A 22,415-nucleotide genomic window follows, 5' to 3' on the forward strand; every position below is an offset into this window, starting at 1 on the left:
GGAGCCGGCTGTGTCGTTTGACACGGTCGGCCACAGTGTTCATAACGTTTCGACATGGAATTCCGCGAGCACCGACACGCATCGCTGTCGTTCAGTGTCGCTGCGCTCACAAAAGCCCCGTCTTTTGACGGGGCTCGCTCTTTATGACCGTTTTATCTGGGGGATGCGTCACCCGGAACGATCGGTTCCGAGTGTTTGGAAGGGCGCTGCCTGACGTGCTGGAATGCGCTGAACTGCCCAGTAGTCAAGGGCGCTGGAGACACCGCGGCACAACGTAGGTGCCGACGCCGAGAGGTTGTTGGTCGAGTGAGGCGAAGCAAGAACGGTCCCGAGCCGTCGGCACGGGGCAACTTCACCCCGCCGCCGCGCGGAGCGGCGCCCGCGCAGGTGCCCGTCCCGGAGCCCACGCCGGCGCCCGCGCCGAGCGGCGGTCGTCTGTCCCCCCGTAACTGGCGCGTACCCACCAGGCTGAACGCGATCCTGCTCATACCTGTGATCGTCGGCCTCATCATGGGCGGCTTCCAGGTGAAGAACTCGATCAACACCTGGCAGGAGGCGCGCGACGCCGAGAAGGTCGCGAAGATCGTGGCGGCCGCCAGCGACTACGCCGAAGCGCTGCTCAACGAGCGCGACGTGTCCGCCGAGCCACTGCTCAAGGGCGACCGGAACAACGCCACGGTCAAGAAGGTCCGCGCCACCACCGACCAGATGGCCGACGCCTTCCACAAGGAAGTCGTCGGCATGCCGGCCAAGCAGGGGCTTGAGCGTCGGCTGAGCCTGGTGGTGAAGGCCGAGCCCCAGCTGGACCAGATCCGCAAGGCGGCCTTCACCAAGTCCATGGACCCGGTGAAGACCGAAGAGGGCTACGTCACCGTCGAGCACTACCTCATGGAGTTCTCGAACGAGCTGGGCCTGGGCACCGGCAACATCACCAGCTACGGCCGTTCGGTGTACGCCGTCGCGCTGGCCAAGGGCGCCGAGTCGCTGCAGCGCTCGATCGGCACCCACCTGCTGGTCAAGCCCAGCACCAACACGAAGAACCACGCGCTGCAGCTCACCTCCTTCACCTCGTACGCGTACCTGGAGGGCATCGCTCTTCAGGAGTACGTCTCCGGTGGTACCGAGGCGGACGCCGCCCGGCTCAAGACGGTCATGGAGCAGAAGACCGCCGAAGGCAAGAGCCAGCTGGCCGCGGCCAAGAGCAAGACCGAGGCCGCGGGCGGGACCTTCGTGGCGCCGCCCGCCATGGACACGATGATCCAGGCGATCGCCAGCGGTGCCACGCCCGCCCAGCTCGCCGTGCAGGGCATCACCCCCGAGACGTGGATGGCTGCCGCCACCCTCAAGTTCCAGGGCTACAGCCAGGTCGAGAACGAGCTGATCGACCGGGCCGTGAACGACGCCGGAAGCATCGCCTCCAACGCCCAGCGCCAGGCCTACATCAACGGCGCCATCGTCGTGATCGCCCTGCTCGCCGCCTTCATCCTGGCCGGGCTCATGGCCCGCCAGATGAGCCGCGCGATGCGCCAGCTGCGCAACGCGGCCTTCGGGGTCGCCGAGCAGCGTCTGCCGATGCTGGTCGACCAGCTCTCGCGCACCGACCCGGGCCGCGTCGACACCCGTGTCACGCCCATCCCGATCACCACCACGGACGAGATCGGCGAGGTCGCCCGCGCCTTCGACCAGGTCCACCGCGAGGCCGTACGACTGGCCGCCGAGCAGGCCCTCCTGCGAGGCAACATCAACGCGATCTTCACCAACCTCTCGCGCCGCAACCAGTCCCTGATCGAGGGCCAGCTGACCCTGATCACCGACCTGGAGAACAACGAGGCCGACCCGGACCAGCTGGAGAACCTCTTCCGCCTGGACCACCTCGCGACCCGTATGCGCCGCAACGGCGAGAACCTCCTCGTCCTCGCGGGCGAGGAGCCCGGCCGCCGCTGGGACCAGCCCGTGCCCCTCGTGGACGTGCTGCGCGCCGCCTCCTCCGAGGTGGAGCAGTACGAGCGCATCGAGCTCTCCGGCGTCCCGGAGGCCGAGATCCACGGCCGCGCCGTGACCGACCTCGTGCACCTGCTCGCCGAGCTCCTGGAGAACGCCACCACGTTCTCCTCCCCGCAGACCAAGGTCCGCGTCACCGCGACCCGGCTGCCCGACGGCCGCATCATGGTCGAGATCCACGACAAGGGCATCGGCCTCACCGCCGAGGACTTCGCGGACATCAACCACAAGCTGGCCAACCCGCCGACCGTGGACGCCGCGATCTCGCAGCGCATGGGGCTGTTCGTGGTCGGCCGGCTGTCCGACCGGCACGGCATCCGCGTCCAGCTGCGCCCCTCCGGCGAGCAGGCCGGTACGACCTCGCTCGTCATGCTCCCCGACGCGATCACCCACGGTGGTGGCGGCGGCGAACAGCACCTCCAGCGCGACGAGTTCACCGTCTCGCAGATCATCCCGGAGCAGCAGGGCTTCCAGCCGGAGCAGGCCTTCCAGGCTCAGCAGCCGATACGCACCGCCGCCGAACTCGGCTTCGACGACAGCCGCTACACGGAGGTCCCCGACGACATCCGTGAGCTCGACCCCGTCGGCCGCTCCCTGATGCGTGATGAGCGCCGTGCGGCCCTGGAGGCCCAGGCACAGGTCCAGCCGGAGGCCATCGAGGCGCCGAGGTACCAGGACGATTTCGAGGCCCCACAGCCCGGGTACAACGACGCTCAGTCCTCCTTCGGCAACGCGCAGCCCGGGTACGACAACGGCCAGGGTGTCTACGAGGAGCAGCAGGCCTCGTACGACCAGCAGACGGCGTACGAGGAACCGCGGCAGGGGACGTACGACGAGACGTACTTCCCGTCGAACGGCGGCTACCCGGAACCCGCGTACGCGGAGCCGGTCCAGGAGGAGCACACGGGAGCCCGGAGTTCCGCTTCGGACACCTTCTCGGCCTTCGACGCGCCGTCCCAGGACGACTGGCCGCAGCAGGACTCCTACCGGAACGGCTACCCGTCCGAGGCGGAATCTCCGCAGGCCGCTGACGTGAGTGAGCAGGACCGCGTAGGCTTCAGCCGTCCGGGACCGACCCCCTCCGCCGCCCATGAGCTGACCGACGCCGGGCTGCCGCGCCGCGGATCCACCGCGAGCGACACCAACGGCCAGCGGCCCGTGGACCATGGCACCCGGGGGATCCAGGCACCGTCCGCGGCCACCGCGAGCAACGGCGACGGCGACTGGCGTACGTCCAACGACGACCGCTGGCAGCGCGCCGAGCAACTCAAGAAGCCCAAGGCGGGCGGGGTCACCTCGTCCGGTCTTCCCCGGCGGGTACCCAAGGCCAATCTGGTCGAGGGAACCGCGGAAACGACCCCACAGGGCGGCCCCCAGGTCTCCCGAGCTCCCGAGGACATCCGGGGCAGGCTGAGCAACCTGCGCCGCGGCGTCCAGCAGGGACGCAATGCAGGTAGTGACACGAACGGCCAGGGCTTCGGCCCTGACAGCACCTACAACCAGGAGCGTTAGTGTGAGCCCGATGAGCCAGGCGGCGCAGAACCTCAACTGGGTGATCACCAGCTTCGTGGACAGCACCCCCGGGGTGTCGCACACGGTGGTGGTCTCCGCCGACGGACTCCTTCTGGCGATGTCCGAAAACTTTCCCCGTGACCGCGCCGACCAGCTCGCGGCCGTCGCGTCCGGGCTGACCTCGCTGACCGCGGGCGCCTCCCGCATCTTCGAGGGCGGCAGCGTGAACCAGACAGTTGTGGAGATGGAGCGAGGATTCCTCTTCATCATGTCCATTTCCGATGGTTCGTCGCTCGCGGTCCTTGCACATCCCGAAGCGGACATCGGTCTCATCGGGTACGAGATGGCCCTTCTGGTGGACCGTGCGGGTACGGTTCTGACCCCGGATCTTCGAGCGGAGCTCCAAGGGAGCCTTCTCAACTAACAGGCACACCGTGCGGATTGGCGTCCCGGGGCCGTAAGGTTTCGGGACGCGGACCCACAGTGATGGGTGCCCGGTACAGTCGGAGGAGGAGAAAGTGGCAACACCCCCAGGCGGTTCGTCTTCGGGCAACTGGTCGTACGGCCCCGGCCAGGGGCAGGGCCAGGGTGACGGTTCACAGAACCCGAACCGATACAACTTCCCCTCCGCGCCAAGCCACCGGCGTCAGCAGCCGTACACACCGCAGGGCCCCGGTCCCTCGCCGTACGACCAGCCGTCGGCGCCGCGCATCCAGCCTGTGCAGCCGCAGCGACGCACCCCCGAGGCGGCGCCCGCGGGGTCGTCGAACAACCCTCTGGTGCGTCCGTACGCGATGACGGGCGGCCGCACCAGGCCCCGCTACCAGCTCGCCATCGAGGCCCTGGTGCACACCACCGCACAACCGCACCAGATGCAGGGCCAGTTGCCCGAACATCAGCGGATCTGCAACCTCTGCCGGGAGATCAAGTCGGTGGCCGAAATCTCGGCGCTGCTGACGATCCCTCTCGGTGTGGCCAGGATTCTCGTCGCCGACTTGGCGGAGGCGGGCCTGGTCGCCATCCATCAGCCCGGCGGCGACGAGAGCGCCGGTGGCCAGCCAAACGTGACTTTGCTCGAAAGGGTGCTCAGTGGACTTCGCAAGCTCTAGCGGAGGGCCTTCCCGCTCCACCACGTCCGCGAAGATCGTGGTGGCGGGCGGCTTCGGCGTGGGCAAGACCACGTTCGTCGGCGCCGTCTCGGAGATCAACCCGCTGCGCACCGAGGCCGTCATGACGTCCGCTTCCGCCGGCATCGACGACCTCACACACACCGGAGACAAGACGACGACCACCGTCGCCATGGACTTCGGCCGCATCACCCTGGACCAGGACCTGATCCTGTACCTCTTCGGTACGCCGGGTCAGGACCGCTTCTGGTTCATGTGGGACGACCTGGTCCGCGGCGCCATCGGCGCCGTCGTACTGGTCGACACGCGCCGCCTGGCCGACTGCTTCCCCGCGGTCGACTACTTCGAGAACAGCGGCCTGCCGTTCGTCATCGCCCTCAACGGCTTCGACGGCAGCCAGCCGTACAACCCGGACGAGGTCCGGGAAGCCCTTCAGATCGGCCCCGACGCGCCGATCATCACGACGGACGCCCGGCACCGTGCCGACGCCAAGTCGACCCTCATCACCCTCGTCGAGCACGCCCTGATGGCGCGTCTGCGGTAGCGCCTCCGCGCGGCGAAGCAGCAAGGAAGCAGCAAGCAAGAAGGGGCCCTCTCCACTCGGTGGAGAGGGCCCCTTCCGCTGCTCTGGGACCAAGGGACAAAGGGAAGGGCCCGCTCTTCACAGAGCGGGCCCTTCCTCGTTGCTGAGGTGCCGGAGGCTAGCCGTGCCAGCTGTGCGGGGCGCGGAAGCCGGGCTCGCGCTCCAGGCGGCGCCAGCCGGCCTTCGCACGGCCACGGTGGGTCGGGGTGGTGTCCGGCTGGGCGGCGGCGCGGGCCAGGAGGATGGCCGTGATGGCGGCGACCTCTTCGGGCTCGGCGTGGCCCTTCTCGACGCGGATGTCAGGGGTGTCCATAGGTTTCAGTCTCCGTGAGAGAGGTTTCCGCGGCGGTACCGCGGAGGATCCGCAGGGTTACTGCGGGGGGTTGCCGTGCTTGCGGGAGGGCAGGTCCGCGTGCTTGGAGTGCAGCATGGCCAGGGAGCGGATCAGCACCTCGCGTGTCTCCGCCGGGTCGATGACGTCGTCGACCAGGCCGCGCTCGGCCGCGTAGTAGGGGTGCATGAGTTCGGCCTTGTACTCCTTGACCATGCGTACGCGCATGGCCTCGGGGTCGGCGGCCTCGGCGATCTGCCGGCGGAAGATGACGTTGGCCGCACCTTCCGCACCCATCACGGCGATCTCGTTGGTGGGCCAGGCGTAGGTGAGGTCGGCCCCGATGGACTGGCTGTCCATGACGATGTAGGCACCTCCGTACGCCTTGCGCAGGATGAGCGAGATCCTCGGCACCGTCGCGTTGCAGTACGCGTACAGCAGCTTGGCGCCGTGCCGGATGATCCCGCCGTGCTCCTGGTCAACCCCGGGCAGGAATCCGGGAACGTCCAGGAGGGTGATGATCGGAATATTAAAAGCGTCACACATCTGGACAAAGCGCGCAGCTTTTTCGGAGGCCTCGATGTCCAGCACACCCGCGAGGGACTGCGGCTGGTTGGCGACGATGCCCACCACCTGACCGTCCATACGGGCCAGCGCGCAGATGATGTTGCGGGCCCAGCGCTCGTGGACCTCCAGGTAGTCGCCGTCGTCGACGAGCTCCTCGATGACCTTCGTCATGTCGTACGGCCGGTTGCCGTCTGCCGGAACCAGGTCCAGGAGGACGTCCGAACGGCGGTCCGTGGGGTCCTGCGAGGCCGCGTGCGGGGGGTTCTCGCGGTTGTTCTGCGGAAGCATCGACAGGAGGTAGCGGACCTCCGCGATGCAGGTCTCCTCGTCGTCGTACGCGAAGTGACAGACACCGGAGGTCTCCGCGTGGACGTCGGCGCCGCCGAGCCCGTTCTGGGTGATCTCCTCGCCGGTGACCGCCTTGACGACGTCGGGGCCGGTGATGAACATCTGCGAGGTCTCACGCACCATGAACACGAAGTCCGTCAGCGCGGGGCTGTAGGCGGCGCCGCCCGCGCACGGGCCGAGCATCACCGAGATCTGCGGGATGACACCGGACGCCTTGGTGTTGCGCTGGAAGATGCCGCCGTATCCGGCGAGGGCGGAGACGCCCTCCTGGATCCGGGCGCCCGCACCGTCATTGAGGGACACCAGCGGCGCGCCGGCCGCGATGGCCATGTCCATGATCTTGTGAATCTTCGTGGCGTGGGCCTCGCCCAGCGCGCCGCCGAAGATACGGAAGTCGTGCGCGTAGACGAAGACCGTACGGCCCTCCACCGTGCCCCAGCCGGTGATGACACCGTCGGTGTACGGCTTCTTGGCCTCCAGGCCGAACCCGGTCGCCCGGTGCCGGCGCAGCTGCTCGACCTCCTGGAAACTGCCGTCGTCCAGCAGCAGCTCGATGCGCTCCCGGGCGGTCAGCTTGCCCTTGGCGTGCTGCGCCTCGGTCGCCTTCTCGCTGGGTCCTCGCAGCGCCGCCCCGCGGATCGCGTGCAGTTCGGCCACGCGCCCGCGTGCGTCCGTGGGTTCGCCTGAGGGTGCGGCCTCATCCAAAACGGTCATGTAGCGACCATACGAAGTCGAACAAGAAAAGCGGGCCGTCGACTCCGTACAGTCTCCGGCCCGTTTTCCTGGTACCCCTGAACAGAACCGTGACGGCATGCAGGCGATCTGACTGCTCAGAGGGCATATGGCTTGTAGAGGTCGCACAAAGCGACGGGCTGAGAGTCGGCTCACATTCGCGAGGAGCCCATGCCATCCCTAGAGTGACACGGAGCCTTGAGCGAGACCCGTTCGGCGCACACCGACCGGCGGCCCCGTCCCCGTCCAGGTTGCCGCCCACGGGGGCACCGCTCGGCTTCGTCCCTGCACCGCGGGAGATGCGGCCACCGCGCGAGAGCGGTGAGTGACGGCCGGGAAGCATGTGGGTGAACCGCGACGTAACGTCGTACACACATGACGGATGATGTTGAAAGTTGAACGGAATAGGTCTACTGTCTCCCTTGTTGGTCTCGTTGAATCTTCAACAACCTCTCTGCCGCGGCTTCCGACTTCCCGACGAAGCCGCGTTCCGTCCCCCTAGGAGCACGTCATGGGCATCTTCGGCCGCAAATCCACCGACACCCCCGCCGCCGCGACGACGGACGCCACCGCTGTGAGCCCCGAGCTCGCGGCGCTCACCGGCGAGTACACGATCGACCCGTCCCACTCGGAGATCGGCTTCGTCGCCCGTCACGCCATGGTGACGAACGTCAAGGGCTACTTCAAGGACTTCGAGGGCGCCCTGCACCTGGACGGCACGGACCCGTCCAAGTCCACCGCCACGATCGACGTCACGATGGACAGCATCGAGACGGGTTCCGCGGACCGCGACGGCCACCTGAAGAGCTCCGACTTCTTCAAGACCGACGAGTTCCCGACGATGACCTTCCGCTCCACCAAGGCGGAGGCCCTGGGCGGCGACGACTACCGGATCACCGGCGACCTGTCGATCCTCGGCGTCACCAAGCCGCTCTCCATCGACCTGGAGTTCAACGGCTCCGCGAAGGACCCCTTCGGCAACGAGCGCGTCGGCTTCGAGGGCAAGGCGGAGATCCTGCGCTCCGAGTGGGGCCTCACCTGGAACGCGGCCCTGGAGACCGGTGGCGTCCTCGTCTCCGACAAGATCAAGCTGACCTTCGACATCTCGGCGATCAAGAACGCCTGAGCCGTCGACTGACGCCAGTGTGCCCTGAGCGCGCCCGTCCTCTGACTCCCCCGTAGCGGGAGGGCGGGCGCTCGGGCATGCCCGCGTACGTCGCCCCTCGGCTCCGGCCGCACAGGTTCTAGTCGGGTGGGTTCGGATGGACGAGGCCGAGGTCGTAGGCGAGGATGACCGCCTGCACGCGGTCGCGGGCTCCCACCTTCGCCAGGACCCGGCCGACATGCGTCTTCACGGTGGATTCCGCGACGACCAGGCGCTCTGCGATCTCGCTGTTGCTCCAGCCCTGGCCTATGGCGACGAAGATCTCGTACTCCCGTTCGGTGAGGGCGCGCACCCGGGGGTCGTCCGCCGTCCTTTGCCCCGACCGCCCCGACTGACTCGACGAGTCCCTGGGCAGGTGTTTGGCGTAGGCGTCGAGGAGGCGGCGGGTCAGCGCGGGGGCGATCACCGCGTCGCCCGCCGCGACCGCGCGGATGCCGGCCAGCAGTTCCTCGGGGTGGGCGTCCTTGAGAAGGAAGCCGCTGGCTCCCGCGCGCAGCGCCGCGTGGGCGTATTCGTCCAGGTCGAACGTGGTCAGGATGAGGACGCGGGAGCGGTCACCGGAGGCGACCACGCGACGGGTGGCCTCGATGCCGTCCATGCCGGGCATCCGTACGTCCATGAGGATCACGTCCGGGCGCAGTTCGGCGGCCCTGCGCACGGCGTCCGCGCCATGAGCCGCCTCGCCGACGACTTCGGTGTCGGGCGTGCTCTCCAGGAGCATCCGGAAACCCAGACGTTGCAGTGGTTGGTCGTCCACGATGAGCACGGTGGTCACACCGCACCGCCCGTGGCGGCCGGTGGGATGACGTCGGTCTCGGCCAGGGGCGTGAGGTCGAGGGTGGCCCGCACCGTCCATCCTCCGCCGGAGGTGGGCCCCGCGGCGACGGTCCCGTTGTAGAGGGCTGCGCGTTCTCTCATACCGGCGAGTCCGTGTCCTTCCTCTTGGGACGGCCCGGGACGGACGGTACCGCCGCCCCGTCCGGTGTCGTGGACGTCGATGTGCAGCCGCGTGTCCCTGACAGTCACGGCGAGCTCGACGCGGGTGTCGTGGCCCGCGTGCTTGAGGGCGTTGGTGAGAGCTTCCTGCACTATGCGGTACACCGTCAGCTGGACACCGCGGTCCAGGCTGTTCAGTTCGCCGCCCGTGCGGTAGGCGACCTGGGGACCGGCGGCGCGGATCCGGGCGCACAGGGCGTCGATGTCCGCCATGCCCGGCTGGGGGCTGAGCTGGGGCGCGGCGGGGGTCTGGGTCTGCTCGCGCAGCACGCCGAGCATACGGCGCAGTTCGCCCAGCGCCTGGCGCCCGGTGTCACCGATGAGCAGCAGGGCCTGCTTGCCACGTTCCGGGGCGAGGTCGGTCGCGTACGCGCCTCCGTCGGCGAGAGTGATGATGACGGAGAGGTTGTGACCGACGATGTCGTGCATCTCGCGGGCCACCCGGGTGCGTTCGGCGGCGGCGGCCAGCTTGCTGCGCTGGTCGCGTTCGATCTCCAGGCGGGTCGCGCGGTCGCGCAGGACGGCGAGCTGGGCGCGTCGGATCCGTACCGCCAGACCGAGCGCGACCGCCGCCGTGATGGTGGTGAACAGGAAGAACAGCGCGTCCAGGACGGACACCGCGGACGGCAGCCGCAGGGCGACCAGCCCCAGGGCGGCCGCGGTGACGGCGCAGGCCATGGGCAGCCGCCGGAGCTGTCCGTGCAGCACCAGGCTGTAGAGGGCGATCAGCAGGGCGACATCGGCGCGCAGCCAGACTCCCAGAGCCACCTGGACGAGGAGCACCGCGGCGATCACGGCGAAGGCGAGTGACGGCCTCCGGCGCCGCCACAGCAGGGGCAGGACCAGTCCGGCCTGCAGCGCGACGGTCACCGGCCAGGGCAGGTGGGTGACCTGGGTGTCGAACGCCCGTCGTCGGCCGTCGCCGTCGTGCACCAGGTCCGGCACGCAGAACATCAGCGCCACGACCACGATCACGCCCATGTCCAGGATCCACGGACGGTTCCGGTCGCCCTGCTTGAGCCGTCGGCCGAACCGGGACAGCCCGCGGGCCAAGGGATGGTTCCACGGGAGCTCCGCCTCCGCGAAGGGCAGGTCGGAGGGTGCCCCTGTGGGGGAGGTGCCGTCGATGCTCATGGGGGTCACTGGTCCGCGTTCATGGGTGTCACCTGTCCATTGTGTGTCCGTCCGCCTCTCCGTCCGCGTTCCTCCGCACGTCCGTCGCGGCCCGGGAAACGGCCGGCCGGCGCGGCACCGGGTCCGGTGACCCGGTCGGGGTGTCGCGCCGGCCAGGAGGTCGGGCGTCAGGGGCAGGCGTCAGGCGTCGGTGCGTACGAGGCGGTAGGCGGCGCCCGCCAGGGCGAGCACGGTCCAGCCCAGGAAGACCAGCAGCCCGGCGGTGGGCGCGAGGGTCGTCGAGTCGTGGGTGAGCGCGAACATCGACTCGCCCGCGTTGCTGGGCAGGTACGGGCTGATGTTGTCCTGCCACGACGTGGGCAGCAGCGAGATCAGGCCGGGGATCAGCATCAGCGTGGCGACCAGAACCGATATGCCGCCGGCGACCGAGCGCAAGAGGGCTCCCAGGGCGGCGCCGATCACGCCGACCAGGCCGAGGTAGAGGCCCGCGCCCAGGAGACCGCGCACCACACCGGAGTGGGAGAGCGTAAGGGCCGCTGGGGTGCCGGAGACTATCCCGCTGGTGATCAGGAACGCGACGAAGACGCCGACGGTGGAGACGACGAGGGCGACCAGGCCGAACACCGCCGCCTTGGACCACAGCACCGGCAGGCGGCGCGGGACGGCGGCAAGCGTGGAGCGGATCATGCCGGTGGAGTACTCGCCGGCGGTGACCAGCACCCCCAGGACGCCGAGCGCCAGCTGGGCGAAGTGCGTGCCGAACACGGAGAGGCTGAGCGCGGTGGCCGAGGCGTCGTCCGGGCGCAGCCGCTGACCGGAGTTGATCTGGGACTTGTAGTGCGCGGCGGCGATCACACCGAACGCGACCAGGAAGAGCAGACCCAGGCCGAGGGTGATCCAGGTGGAGCGCAGAGACCACAGCTTGGCCCACTCGGAGCGCAGCACGCGTCGGCCGGTGACCTTGTACGCCGGACGTGCCACCCGCACCGGTGCGGGCGCGGAGCTGTCGGTGACGGTGATGGTGCTCATGCCGCCCTCCCAGGGGTCTCGACGGTGGCGGTGGCGTGGTACTCGACGGCGTCGCGGGTCAGTTCCATGAAGGCCTGTTCGAGCGAGACGGTCCGGGAGCTGAGCTCGAACAGGGGGATGCCGTGCTCGGCGGCCTTCAGGCCGATGGCCCGCGCGGACAGGCCCGTCACGTGCAGCTCCTCGGATCCCACCTCGCCGGTGATCTCGACGCCGGGGCCGGCCAGGACCTCGCGCAGGCGGGCCGACCGGTCCGAGGCCACGGTCACGGTGTCACCGCCGGCCTGCTGGACCAGCTCCCGCACGGTGGTGTCGGCGAGCAGGCGGCCGCGGCCGACGACGATCAGGTGGTCGGCGACCAGCGCCATCTCGCTCATCAGGTGCGAGGAGACGAAGATCGTACGGCCGTCCGCCGCGAGTCCGGTCAGCAGGTTGCGGATCCACAGCACGCCCTCGGGGTCCAGTCCGTTGACGGGCTCGTCGAGCATGACGGTGGCCGGGTCGCCGAGGAGTGCCGCTGCTATGCCCAGCCGCTGGCCCATGCCGAGGGAGAAGGCGCCCGCGCGCTTCTTGGCCACGGACTGCAGACCGGTCAGCGCGATGACCTCCTCCACCCGGCGGCGCGGAATGCCGTGGGTGTAGGCCTGCGCCATCAGGTGGTCGAACGCCGAACGGCCCGGGTGGATCGACTTGGCCTCCAGCAGCGCACCGACCTCCTGCAGCGGCGCGGTGTGCTCGGCGTAGTGCTTGCCGTTGACCGTCACGCTGCCGCCGGACGGCGCGTCCAGTCCGACGATCATGCGCATGGTGGTGGACTTGCCCGCGCCGTTCGGGCCCAGGAAGCCGGTGACCGTGCCGGGCCTGACGACGAAGTCGAGCCGGTCGACCGCCGTCTTCTCCCCGTACCGCTTCGTCAGCTGATGTGCCTCGATCATCGCTCTTCCCTCACGCTCGGGGGGCCTGACCCCGCATGACTGCTCATTGGCCACGCTAGGGGCCCGCGGACCGGGATCCGTGGTACCCGGGAGCTCAATGAGGTGAGGCCCGTAGTACCGAGGTACCACTGGGCCACGCGCGTGGGATGACGTCACCGCCCGCATACGCCCTGGTGGTTACGGAGGTCGCGGGCTCTCCCCCGCAGTCGCCCGGGTGACTGATCCCGCCCACCCTGCCGCCGTCCGGGCGTCGTACGACAGGGGCGCCGCCGACTACGCCGAACAGGTCAGGACCGGGTCGATGACCGGGCCGGCCTTCGATGACGACGAGCTCGGCGGCATCCTCGCGAAGGCGCCCTCCGGGCCACGGATTTCCCGGCTACGCGTCCCGGCGTGTGAACATCGCGCCGCCCACCAGCAGCACCCCCAGCGCACCCGGCCTGGGGCGGACACCTCGACCGGGCCCGGGTACTGGAGATCGAGCACGGCCGGGTGTGTGCCCGCATCCGGCACCTGAATCAGGCGCTGGCCTGGGCGGCGGCCCGCTGGGCCGTCGACCAGGCGGTCGCACTCGGCGCGAGCGTCATTTACCTGGAAGACCTGACCGCCCTGGAAGCCCGTGGCCACCGGCGCGGCAACGCCCGCCTGTCCGGGCAGGTCCGCGGCACCGTCGCCGAAGCGATGCGGCACCTGGGTGCGAAGGCGGGGATCGCGGCGGTCACCGTCCCGGCCCGAGGCACCTCCAAACTGTGCCCCGGCTGCCTGAACACCCTCACCCACCACCCCGCCCCCGACCGACTCGCCGAACACGGCTGGAAGTGGGCGCACTGCGCGGGCTGCGGACTGTCGATGGACCGCGACCATGCCGCCGCCCGCCGGATCGTCTCCCGCGGCCTGCTCGCCCAACCCCACACCGTCACCGAACGCGCCACCAGTACCCGGAGTATCCGTATCACGGTGGAGGGCACGGTGGCTTTGGTCCGCCGTCCGAAGAAAACCACCCGCCGCCTGCGCCGCCAACGCCGCGCCGAGACGGCCCCACCCCGCCCAGCCGGGCCGAAGACCACTTCGGGCAAGAGGCACCCCACGCCCAGCAGGCCCACCGGCCCCCGGTACCAGCCCGCCCGGCGTGCTGCCCCAGCACAGGCCCCGGGCCCGAAGACTTCCCACCGTGTGCCCGATGTGCGTACGGTCCCCGCCACCACCCCCACCACGGGGGCAGTCCAGCGTCCGGCGGGGCATGACACCCAGGCACCAGCCGCCGTATCCGGGCCGGTGCCAGGTCATGGAGTACCCGCACCCCACCGGCCCGAAGAGCACCTTCTTCCAGCCGGCCGGATGCGGCTCTCACGCAGAACCTGTCGGCGGCGCACCCGCGCCGCCGAGCGGACCGGCTTCCACCACCTGCACGCCACCCAGGTCCACCCCCTCACCCCGAGGTTCGGACCCCACACCGGTGAACGCACACGGCCACGCCGCGCCCGAAAAGCCTGGAAACCACAGGCACACACAGAGTTCTAGAGACGCTATGAGGATCAGGCAGAGGGTTAAATGAACCGAGGGCGGCGCGGAGGGCGGACGTGTCGGTGAGGGAGACGAGGAAGTAGCCCGCCTCGGGGGTGAAGCCGTTGCCCGAGAGGATCCAGTGGGCCGTGGCGAGGGAGGCGAGGATCGCCGTGTCGGCCGCGATGCCCGTCGCCGTGGCCAGCACTGCCGCCTTCGACGCCAGGACCGTCGCCCGGCGCGGGATCGACGTCAGCATCGTCCGTACCGTGCCCGTGCCGTACTCCGCCCCCATCGACAGGGCGCCCAGGACGAGGACGGTCGCCTGGCCCAGCCAGACACCCGTCAGGGCCAGCTTCACCGTGTCCTCATGGCAGGCCGCGGCGCTCGCGCACTCCCGGGTGCTGACCGAGGACATCGCGGCCGTGCCCACAGCGAAGGTCAGCGCCACCGTCGCGGCCAGCAGCAGCCAACTGCTGGGCAACGTACGGAGTTTGGTCCACTCGGCGTGAAGCGCGCGGAGTGCGGACTGTGTACGGAGTGCGGACTGTGCCGGAAGTGCGGGGAGTTCCGACCGTGCGCGCCTCGTACGTCCCTCCCTGCGCAGGGCCCGGCCCGCGAGAGCGAGCGCCACGGCCGCGTACACGCACAGGACCGCGAAGCCGTTCCACGGTGAAATGGGATAACAGCCGCTCTCCGGGAGGCAGCCGTGCTGCACCTGGGGGTACTACGTCACGCCCTGCTGGATCGCGAAGGCCGCTGCCGGGGTCGCGCCCAGCAGCCAGTGCGCGATCGGGAGCAGGAGGGCGAAGGCAAGAATCTGCGGGAGGATCACGAGGACCACGACGGCCGTGATCGCGCCCGCGCTGTTCCGGAGTACCGCGCCCAGCGCGAGCGCGAGGACCGCCACCAGGGACAGCAGCGCCGCGCTGCCCACCACCGCCCGCAGGGCGGGTGGGTCGAGGAGCGACAGGTCGGGGTAGGCGGGTGGCGCAAAGCCGTGGGAACGCATCACACGTTGGGCAAGCGGGAAGGTGATCGCCGTGGCAGGCAGGCCCGCGGCAAAGGTGGCACCCCCGATCACCAGCGCCTTCGCGGCAAGGACCCGCCCCGGCGCGGGGTCGCCGTGAACGTCGTGCGGATCATGCCTGGCTGGCGGCGGCGCTCGGGACATTGAGCGAGACCGAGCGCGAGGTGTTGCGGTTGGCGGGGGCGCTGATGGACCGCCTCTCGGAAACCAGGTCTCGGGAGGTTTCGTGGGGGGAGGCTGCGCTTCAGAGGACTTCGTCTCGGACGCCTTGGTTTCGGACGGCTCTGTTCAGAAGCCTTCGTCTTGGACGCCTTCGTCTAAGACGCCTCTGATTCAGAAGCCTCCGCCGAAGTCTCCTCCTCCGCCGCCGAAGTCGCCGCCACCGCCGTCCCCGAAACCGCCGCCGAAATCGCCGGGGTCGAAGTCGGATCCGGAGACGTCACCGCCGTCGTAGCCGCCGAAGTCTCCGTAACCGGAGCCGTAGTCGGAGGCGTAGGAGGGGGTGGCCATCATGCTGCCGAGCAGGGTGCCGACGAGCAGGCCGGGGAGGAGGCCGCCGCCGAAGTAGCCGCCCGCCCAGGGGCCGTAGGCGGGGCCGGCGTCCCAGTACGGGCGGCGGCCGTAGTCGGTGTCGACCTCGCGGACCGCGGGGGCACGGCCGTCCGCGAGGCGGGCCTGGTCCGCCGCGCAGACCGGGACCTCCCGGGGAGCGCCGCCGGCGGGTGTCCAGATCGCGTCGGCGACCGACGGGCCGTGGCGCGGGTCGAAGAAACAGGGAGCACGGCGGTCGGGCAGGGGCCTGCCCTCACGGCGGGCGGAAAGGAGCGCGAGGGAGAACCGGCCGTCCTCCAGGGACTGGGTGACGGCGCGTACGTCCTCCGGGCGGCGGGCCGCGGCCATGGACGACTTCGCCTGTTCGTAGGCGTCGAGCGCGCGTTCGTAGTCGGCGCGCATCGCGTCGTCGGCGCCGGCCTCGGCGGGGTGGAAGTCGAGCCGGTCGAGTTCCTCGCCGAACGCGGTGATGTCCTCGTCGACGACCACGCGGAGTTTGTCCAGTGCTTCCTGTTGTTCCTGTGCTTTGCGGCGGCGGTTGCGGCGTACGAGGGTGTAGGCGCCCGCGCCTCCCGCCACGGCCACCGCGGCCACCGCGATCAGGGCGCCGGTGGAGACTCCGCCTCCACCGCTCGAGCCCCAGCTCTTGGGGGCCGAGCCGTTGATGTTGGTCAGGGCTCGGTCCGTGAAGTTGTTCAGCTGGGTGTTCGCGGGTTCGCCCTGGACGCTGGTGACGAGGTTCTGGACGGCGGTGCGGGGCATGACCGCGGTGTCGGCGCGGGCGTCGAAGCGGGTGCCCAGTCTGATGGCGTACAGGCCTGTGATGCCGGTGTCGGTGCGGAGGTTCTGGAAGAGGTTCTGGGTGGGGAAGTCCGCGGGGAGGACGGCCACGAAGACGGGCTTGTTCGCGTTCTTGATCTTCTTCGCCAGGGTGTCCGCGTCCGCCTTGGAGAGTTGCACGGAGGCTGCGGGGTCCACGTAGACGGGGCTCTTGCGGAGGGCTGCCGCGACTGTTCCTACGTCTGTGGCCGCGTGGGCGGGGGGTGTGGTGAGGGCGAGTGCCGTGAGGGCGGCGAGTGTCAGCGCGATCAGCAGTCCGGGGAGTCCTCGGATCAGTGCGGCCTTCATATCTCCGAAGCTACCTGAACGTGCGTAAATATGGGCATTGTGGCTGATGGGGGTGGGGGGATCTGAGGGGGTTCTCGCCCCCGCCGCCCCTACCCATTCCCATCCCCAGGGGCTTCGCCCCTTCAACCCCACCAGGGGCTCCACCCCCGGACCCCCGTCGCCCAAAGGGCTCGTCCTCAAACGCCGGACGGGCTGGAGATGCGCGCAGCGCCCCTTCAGGGGCCCCCGGCCAAACGAACCGGGCGGGCGGGAACGCTGGGCGAAGCCCCGCCCCAGGGGCGCGGGGGACTGTGGGCCGCCCCCACGTGCCCGCGGGCACAAAGGGCACGCGGGCACGGGGGGCGGTGGGGTCATCTTGCTCGGTATGCCTCCTGGAGCTTCGTCAGTGCCTGGGCGTAGTGGGTGGTCAGGAGTAGGTGGTCGGCGTCCGCGAAGGGTTTGGCGAATGCGGGGGTGATGGTCGAGCCCGCGCTCTGCTGGACCAGGAGGCGGGCCTTGGTGACCGCGGCGCGGCCCAGTTGCTTCGAGCCGGTCCGGTCCGCCGTCCGGGCCGCGAGGGCGAGGGCCTGGAGCGTGGCCGTGCCGCCGCCGGGGACCTTGGTGAGTGTTGTCAGGCCCCAGCCGTAGGGGAACTGCGGATCGTAGGACGCGTCGCCGACGTTGATCGGGAGTTGCGCCTCCGACCTGGGCCAGGTGACGGGGAGCCGGCCGGTGAAGGCGCGCTTGCCGTACAGCACGTCCGCCACGCCGTCGCCCTCCGTACCGGGCAGCCAGGAGGCGACCAGGGCGTCGATCTCGCCCAGGCGGTCCCCGATGAGCTGTGGGCGGCCCGAGACGATCAGGACCGCGCACTTCATGGCGGCGCACACCTTGTCCACGGCGGCCTGATCGGCGGGGGTCAGAGCGAGGTCGTTGCCGTTGCCCACATCGCCGACGCCCTCCGCGTAGGGGGTCTCGCCCACGACGACCACTCCCACGTCGTATCCGGACGTCGGTGCCGAGGCGTCCTTCGAGTAGGTGACGTCACCGCCGGCGTTGCGCATGCCTTGAAGGATCGTCGTACCGTCCGTGTGCTTCCCGGACGCGCCCTGCCAGGTGATCGTCCAGCCGCCGGTCTGGTTGCCGAGGTCGTCGGCGTTCGAACCGGCGACGTACACCTTCTGGGACTTCTTCAGGGGCAGTACGCCGGCCGCGTTCTTCAGGAGGACCTGGGACTTGGCCGCCGCCTCGCGGGCGACCGCCCGGTGCCCGGCGGAACCGATCTGCGCCGCGCCGCTCGTGTCCGCGTACGGCTTCTCGAAGAGGCCGAGTTTGAACTTCTGGGTGAGGATGCGGGACACGGCGTCGTTCACCCGCGCCTCGCTGACGCGGCCCGCCCGTACCTCGTCGACCAGCGTCGTACGGAAGTCCTTGTAGGCGTACGGAACCATGATCATGTCCAGGCCCGCGTTGATCGACGTACGGACGTCGGACGCGTAGTCGCCGGGGATCTGGTCGATGGCGGCCCAGTCGCTGATGACAAATCCGTCGAAGCCCATGCGGTCCTTGAGCACGCCGTTGATCATGTCCGCGCGGGCGTGCATCTTCACCGGGCCCTGTCCGTCACCGAGGATGTCGAGTGAGGAGTAGGACGGCATGACCGAGCCGATGCCGCGGTCGACCGCCGTCTCGTACGGCGCCAGGTGGATGGCCTCCAACTGCTGCCGGGTGACCTTCGTGACGCCCTGGTCGATGGTGTACGAGCCCGTCGTGGACGAGCCGTACTCCGTGCCGCCGTCGCCGACGAAGTGCTTGGCCGTGGCCAGTACCTTGTCGTTGTCCTTCAGGTCCTTGCCGTTGGCGGCGCCCTGGAGGCCCTGGATCATCGTTTCCATGGACTCGACGAGCGCGGGGTCCTCGCCGAAGGACTCGTAGGAGCGGCCCCAGCGTTCGTCGCGGGTGACGCAGAGGCAGGGGGCGAAGTCCCAGGGGATGCCGGTGGCGCGCACCTCGGCCGCCGTCACGGAGCCGGTCCGCTGGGCCAGCTGGGGATCACGGGTCGCGCCGATGCCGATGTTGTGCGGCATGATCGTCGCGCCGGTGAGGTTGTTGTGGCCGTGCACCGCGTCCACACCGTAGATCAGCGGGATCTGGAACCGTGTCGCCTGCGCCCGGAGCTGGAAGGCGTCGATCATCTTCGCCCATGCCTCGGGGGTGTTGGGCGTCGGGGTCGAGCCGCCGCCGGACAGGAGCGAGCCGAGGTCGTACGTCGCGATGTCGCCCTGTGCGGTGAGCGCGCCCCGTTCGGCCTGGGTCATCTGTCCGGCCTTCTCCTCCAGGGACATACGGGACACGAGGTCGGCGACCCGTTTCTTCACGGGCAGTTTCGGGTCCAGGTACGGCAGGCCGTGGGCGTCGATGACGATCTGCGGGCTCTCGGCGGGGGCCTTCGCACCGGTGACCGTGAGTTTCAGGGGGATCGTCTCGGCGGGTTCGGCGGACTTGTCGCGCAGCGTCGGGACCTGGATGGTGCGCGTGGTCCCGGAGGTCGTGCCCGCCGGGAAGGTGATCTCGCCCTTGACCGGCGTGTAGTCCTTGCCGGGCTCGGCGGTGCCGCCGGCGCTCTCGTAGGCGACGGTCACGGGTTCGTCGATCGGGGCGGCTCCGGTGGTGGCGACGGAGAGCTTCACCGTCGCCGTCGCCCCCTCCTTCACCGGGTGGACGGCGGAGTCGGTGGTGACGGAGGCGCGCAGGGACTGGTCGGCCTTGCCGTACAACTCGACGTCGTCCATGGCGAACCGGCCCTTGACGCCGACCGGGAGCGTGAGGGCGTACCCCCACATCTGGGTCAGGCCGAGGACCTGGTCGATGCCGCCCACGGGCTGGTAGTCCGTGCGGTAGGTGAAGTCGGTGAAGGGGATCTCGATCTGCTTCCAGCCGGTGAAGTCGTCGGTGAAGGACGTCGTCCACAGCTCGGAGGCCTCGCCGTTTGCACCGCCGTCCTTGATCTCGAAGGCGACCTTCTTGGCGTTGTTCTGGCCGTCCCACCAGAAGCGGATGCCCTTGTGGGCCGACCAGTCGTGGGCCGGCTGATCGAAGGCGAAGTCGTGCGTGAAGCCGCCGTAGCCGCTGATGTCGTAGGCGCCCGCGAGGACCTTGGTGCCCTCGGGGGCGTCGGTGCGGGTGGTCAGGGCGAGCGTGGGCGGGTCGTCGGCGTCGCCGCCCCAGGTGAAGAGGCCCTCGGCAGGGGGGCTGGCGAAGGGGACCTCGCCCTCGAAGCGGTCGACGGGGACGGGGGTCGGTTCGTCGGCCGTGGCCGCTCCGGCCGACAGAAGCGGCAGCAGCCCGGTGAGCATGGCGGCGGAGGCGAGCAGGGCGGTTCTTCGCATGGACCTTCCCTCGACTCTAGGTAGTCCCTGTAATCCCTGGTGATCTCTGAGCGAATGCCTGACGGCGTCTCCGGTTGGTCTCTTACGACTTAGATCACGCCGTGAGTTAACTGGTGTCCCGGGAGGCCGTCAAGACTTCACGTCAGAACAGGTACACGGCCAACGTGCGGCCGGAGCAGGGCAGTTGTTCTTTCACGCTCTGAACGCGAGACCCCTTGACGTGGGCCCGAAGCCGTCATTTACTCACGGCTCGCACGCCCCCTCCCCCACACCCAGAAGGGCGACGCGTCATGAGGAGATCCTCTCGGGCGGTCCGTTTTCTTCTCGCCGGACTGCTCACCACCGCAGGGCTGACCGCCGTCACGGCGGCGCCCGCGCACGCCGCGGGCGAACCCGTCACCGCCTGGCTGACCACGACGGACGACGACGGCGGACGCCATGTCGTCCGCGGACTGCAGGCCCAGACGCCGTTCGCCTTCCAGGCCGGCGCCGGTGGCAGCGGCGAGAACATCACCGTCGACGAGAACACCCGCTACCAGACCTTCACCGGGGGCGGCGCGTCCTTCACCGACACCGCGGCCTGGCTGATGAACAGCAGCGGGGCGCTGTCGGCGGCCACACGGGACGCGACGATGCGCAAGCTGTTCTCGCCGACCGAGGGCATCGGGCTCTCGTTCCTGCGCAATCCGATGGGCGCGTCCGATCTCGCCCGGTACGGGTACACGTACGACGACGTGCCGGCCGGGCAGACCGACCCGTCCCTCTCGTCGTTCTCGATCGCGCACGATCTGGCCGATGTGGTGCCGCTGACCAAGCAGGCCCTCCAGCTGAACCCCTCGCTGACCGTGATGGCCTCGCCGTGGACCGCGCCCGCCTGGATGAAGGACAGCGGGCAGCTCAACGGGGGCTGGCTGAAGGCGGAGGACTACGAGGCGTACGCCTCGTACTTCGTGAAGTACCTCCAGGCGTACCGGGACCAGGGGGTGCCGGTCTCGTACGTCACCGCGCAGAACGAGCCGACGTGCTGCTCGGGGTATCCGTCGATGAGCTGGAACGCGTCGGGGCTCGCGTACTTCACGAAGAGTGAGCTGCTGCCGAAGCTGCAGGCCGCGGGGCTGTCCACGAAGGTGCTGGCGCACGACTGGAACTGGGACGTGTACGACTCGTACGCCGCCCAGACCGTCGACGACGCGGCCGTGCGCGCGCATCCGAACTTCGGGGGGATCGCCTGGCACGGGTACGGCGGGGACGTGGGCAAGCAGACGAGCGTGCACAACCAGTACCCGGGGGTGGACGCCTTCGGGACCGAACACTCGGGTGGCACCTGGATCGCCAACCAGCAGCGCGAGGACATGCTCAACATCGTCGACTACACGCGGAACTGGGCAAAGTCGGTGACGAAGTGGTCACTGGCCGTGGACCAGAACCGGGGGCCGCACAACGGGGGGTGCGGGACGTGCTCCGGGCTGATCACCGTCCACAACGGGGACGGGGCGAGCGGGCAGGTCGACTACACGATCGAGTACTACACGATGGGGCAGCTGACGAAGTTCGTGCGACCGGGGGCTCAGCGGGTGGCCTCGACCGCGAGTACGGCGGTGCCGAACGTGGCGTGGCGCAATCCTGACGGTTCGAAGGCGCTGATCGCCTACAACGACTCCTCGTCCGCGAAGACCATGACCATCAACTGGGGCTCGCAGCACGCGACGTACTCTCTGCCGGGCAAGACGTCCGCCACCTTCACCTGGGCCGGGACACAGGCTGGTGGGGGTGCGCAGTCGGGGGCCTTCGTGGGACTCGCGGGCAAGTGCCTCGATGTGGCGGGCGGTTCGACGACGAACGGGACGGCGGTGCAGCTGTACGACTGCAACGGGTCGACGGCGCAGCGCTGGACGGTACAGGCCGACGGGACCGTCCAGGCGCTCGGCAAGTGCCTGGACGTGGCCGGTGGTTCCACTGCCGACGGAGCGAAGGCCCAGCTGTACGACTGCAACGGCACGAGCGCCCAACGCTGGTCGTACAACGCGTCGACCGGAGACCTCGTCCAAACGGCCGCCGACAAATGTCTGGACGTGACCGACAACTCGTCCGCGAACGGGGCACGGGCGCAGATCTGGTCGTGCACCGGGGCGGCCAATCAGAAGTGGCACCTGCAGTGACGGGTCGCCCTCGCGGGTACGGCGGGAACCGGCTGGTCGTCTAGACGGGCTCGATCCACCGCCCTCCCCGCTGTCGCAGCGCCCGCATCCGCCGGTTCCTGAGCCCCTGGAGCCTGTGGGTGCGGTGCTGCGCCGGCCGGGCCGGTCGGGAGCTGCTCGCGCCGAGTGGCGATGCCGGCGAGCGGCGACTTGAGCCGATGGGGCCACACACCGCCGCT

The 22,415-nt window shown here is 69.6% G+C and carries 18 protein-coding genes; 8 read left to right on the forward strand and 10 right to left on the reverse strand.

Translation table 11 applies throughout. The features are described 5' to 3' along the window. The first annotated feature begins 306 nt into the window (after window positions 1–306). The 4 genes from OG819_RS04420 (at window position 307) to OG819_RS04435 (ending at window position 5,184) form a co-directional block, all read left to right on the forward strand. Entirely contained in the window at window positions 307–3,513 is a 3,207-nt protein-coding gene (locus tag OG819_RS04420; RefSeq protein ID WP_266648105.1) for a nitrate- and nitrite sensing domain-containing protein, read from the forward strand. A 10-nt stretch (window positions 3,514–3,523) separates the two neighbouring features. After that, window positions 3,524–3,937, forward strand: coding sequence for a roadblock/LC7 domain-containing protein (locus OG819_RS04425; protein ID WP_266652561.1), 414 nt, complete (start codon window positions 3,524–3,526; stop codon window positions 3,935–3,937). Window positions 3,938–4,031: 94 nt separating this feature from the next. Continuing rightward, window positions 4,032–4,622: a DUF742 domain-containing protein gene (locus OG819_RS04430; protein WP_266628981.1), complete on the forward strand. Its 591-nt coding sequence runs from the start codon at window positions 4,032–4,034 to the stop codon at window positions 4,620–4,622. Continuing rightward, on the forward strand, window positions 4,603–5,184 hold the full coding sequence (locus tag OG819_RS04435; protein WP_266431006.1) for an ATP/GTP-binding protein: 582 nt from the start codon (window positions 4,603–4,605) through the stop codon (window positions 5,182–5,184). The genes OG819_RS04430 and OG819_RS04435 overlap by 20 nt, the downstream gene beginning before the upstream one ends. A gap of 157 nt (window positions 5,185–5,341) precedes the next feature. Here the strand turns inward: OG819_RS04435 and OG819_RS04440 are convergent, their stop codons facing one another. Both OG819_RS04440 and OG819_RS04445 read right to left on the reverse strand, forming a co-directional pair. Next, window positions 5,342–5,536 (reverse strand): acyl-CoA carboxylase subunit epsilon, encoded by a 195-nt coding sequence (locus OG819_RS04440; RefSeq protein WP_067370986.1) that lies wholly within the window; start codon window positions 5,534–5,536, stop codon window positions 5,342–5,344. A 57-nt stretch (window positions 5,537–5,593) separates the two neighbouring features. Next, a complete protein-coding gene (locus OG819_RS04445; protein ID WP_266431010.1) occupies window positions 5,594–7,183 on the reverse strand; it encodes an acyl-CoA carboxylase subunit beta in 1,590 nt (529 codons plus the stop codon). 529 nt (window positions 7,184–7,712) lie between these two features. On the opposite strand from OG819_RS04445, the gene OG819_RS04450 reads away from it, so the two are divergent. Next, window positions 7,713–8,327, forward strand: a complete 615-nt coding sequence (locus tag OG819_RS04450; RefSeq protein ID WP_266628977.1) for a YceI family protein — start codon at window positions 7,713–7,715, stop codon at window positions 8,325–8,327. Window positions 8,328–8,445: 118 nt separating this feature from the next. On the opposite strand, the gene OG819_RS04455 is transcribed toward OG819_RS04450, so the two are convergent. The 4 genes from OG819_RS04455 to OG819_RS04470 form a co-directional block, all read right to left on the reverse strand. Beyond that, window positions 8,446–9,141, reverse strand: a complete 696-nt coding sequence (locus OG819_RS04455) for a response regulator transcription factor (protein ID WP_266648107.1) — start codon at window positions 9,139–9,141, stop codon at window positions 8,446–8,448. Next, a complete protein-coding gene (locus tag OG819_RS04460; RefSeq protein ID WP_266628973.1) occupies window positions 9,138–10,496 on the reverse strand; it encodes a sensor histidine kinase in 1,359 nt (452 codons plus the stop codon). The genes OG819_RS04455 and OG819_RS04460 overlap by 4 nt, the downstream gene beginning before the upstream one ends. A gap of 180 nt (window positions 10,497–10,676) precedes the next feature. Continuing rightward, the gene (locus OG819_RS04465; RefSeq protein ID WP_266628971.1) at window positions 10,677–11,525 is read right to left on the reverse strand and encodes an ABC transporter permease; all 849 of its coding nucleotides are present in this window, start codon (window positions 11,523–11,525) and stop codon (window positions 10,677–10,679) included. Continuing rightward, window positions 11,522–12,457 carry an ATP-binding cassette domain-containing protein gene (locus tag OG819_RS04470; protein ID WP_266648108.1) on the reverse strand — a complete coding sequence of 312 codons (936 nt, stop codon included), beginning with the start codon at window positions 12,455–12,457 and terminating at the stop codon, window positions 11,522–11,524. Before OG819_RS04470 ends, OG819_RS04465 begins: the two co-directional genes overlap by 4 nt. Window positions 12,458–12,671: 214 nt before the next feature. Between OG819_RS04470 and OG819_RS04475 the strand changes: the two genes are divergently transcribed. After that, complete coding sequence (locus OG819_RS04475; protein ID WP_266648110.1) at window positions 12,672–12,974, forward strand: hypothetical protein; 303 nt, start codon at window positions 12,672–12,674, stop codon at window positions 12,972–12,974. Further along, window positions 12,950–13,978, forward strand: coding sequence for a zinc ribbon domain-containing protein (locus OG819_RS04480; RefSeq protein ID WP_266648111.1), 1,029 nt, complete (start codon window positions 12,950–12,952; stop codon window positions 13,976–13,978). The genes OG819_RS04475 and OG819_RS04480 overlap by 25 nt, the downstream gene beginning before the upstream one ends. Here OG819_RS04480 and OG819_RS04485 read toward each other — a convergent pair. The 4 genes from OG819_RS04485 to OG819_RS04500 all read right to left on the reverse strand — a co-directional run bounded on the left by OG819_RS04485 (window position 13,887) and on the right by OG819_RS04500 (window position 20,038). Next, entirely contained in the window at window positions 13,887–14,678 is a 792-nt protein-coding gene (locus tag OG819_RS04485; protein ID WP_266648112.1) for a hypothetical protein, read from the reverse strand. The genes OG819_RS04480 and OG819_RS04485 overlap by 92 nt on opposite strands. A gap of 9 nt (window positions 14,679–14,687) precedes the next feature. Next, the gene (locus OG819_RS04490) at window positions 14,688–14,972 is read right to left on the reverse strand and encodes a hypothetical protein (protein ID WP_266648113.1); all 285 of its coding nucleotides are present in this window, start codon (window positions 14,970–14,972) and stop codon (window positions 14,688–14,690) included. A 351-nt stretch (window positions 14,973–15,323) separates the two neighbouring features. Next, window positions 15,324–16,670, reverse strand: a complete 1,347-nt coding sequence (locus OG819_RS04495; RefSeq protein ID WP_266648115.1) for a hypothetical protein — start codon at window positions 16,668–16,670, stop codon at window positions 15,324–15,326. 350 nt (window positions 16,671–17,020) lie between these two features. Continuing rightward, window positions 17,021–20,038, reverse strand: coding sequence for a glycoside hydrolase family 3 N-terminal domain-containing protein (locus OG819_RS04500; protein ID WP_266628959.1), 3,018 nt, complete (start codon window positions 20,036–20,038; stop codon window positions 17,021–17,023). 290 nt (window positions 20,039–20,328) lie between these two features. On the opposite strand from OG819_RS04500, the gene OG819_RS04505 reads away from it, so the two are divergent. Beyond that, on the forward strand, window positions 20,329–22,197 hold the full coding sequence (locus OG819_RS04505) for a ricin-type beta-trefoil lectin domain protein (RefSeq protein WP_266628957.1): 1,869 nt from the start codon (window positions 20,329–20,331) through the stop codon (window positions 22,195–22,197). The last annotated feature ends 218 nt before the right edge of the window (window positions 22,198–22,415 follow it).

The sequence above is a fragment of the Streptomyces sp. NBC_01549 genome (assembly GCF_026339955.1).
GTDB lineage: Bacteria > Actinomycetota > Actinomycetes > Streptomycetales > Streptomycetaceae > Streptomyces.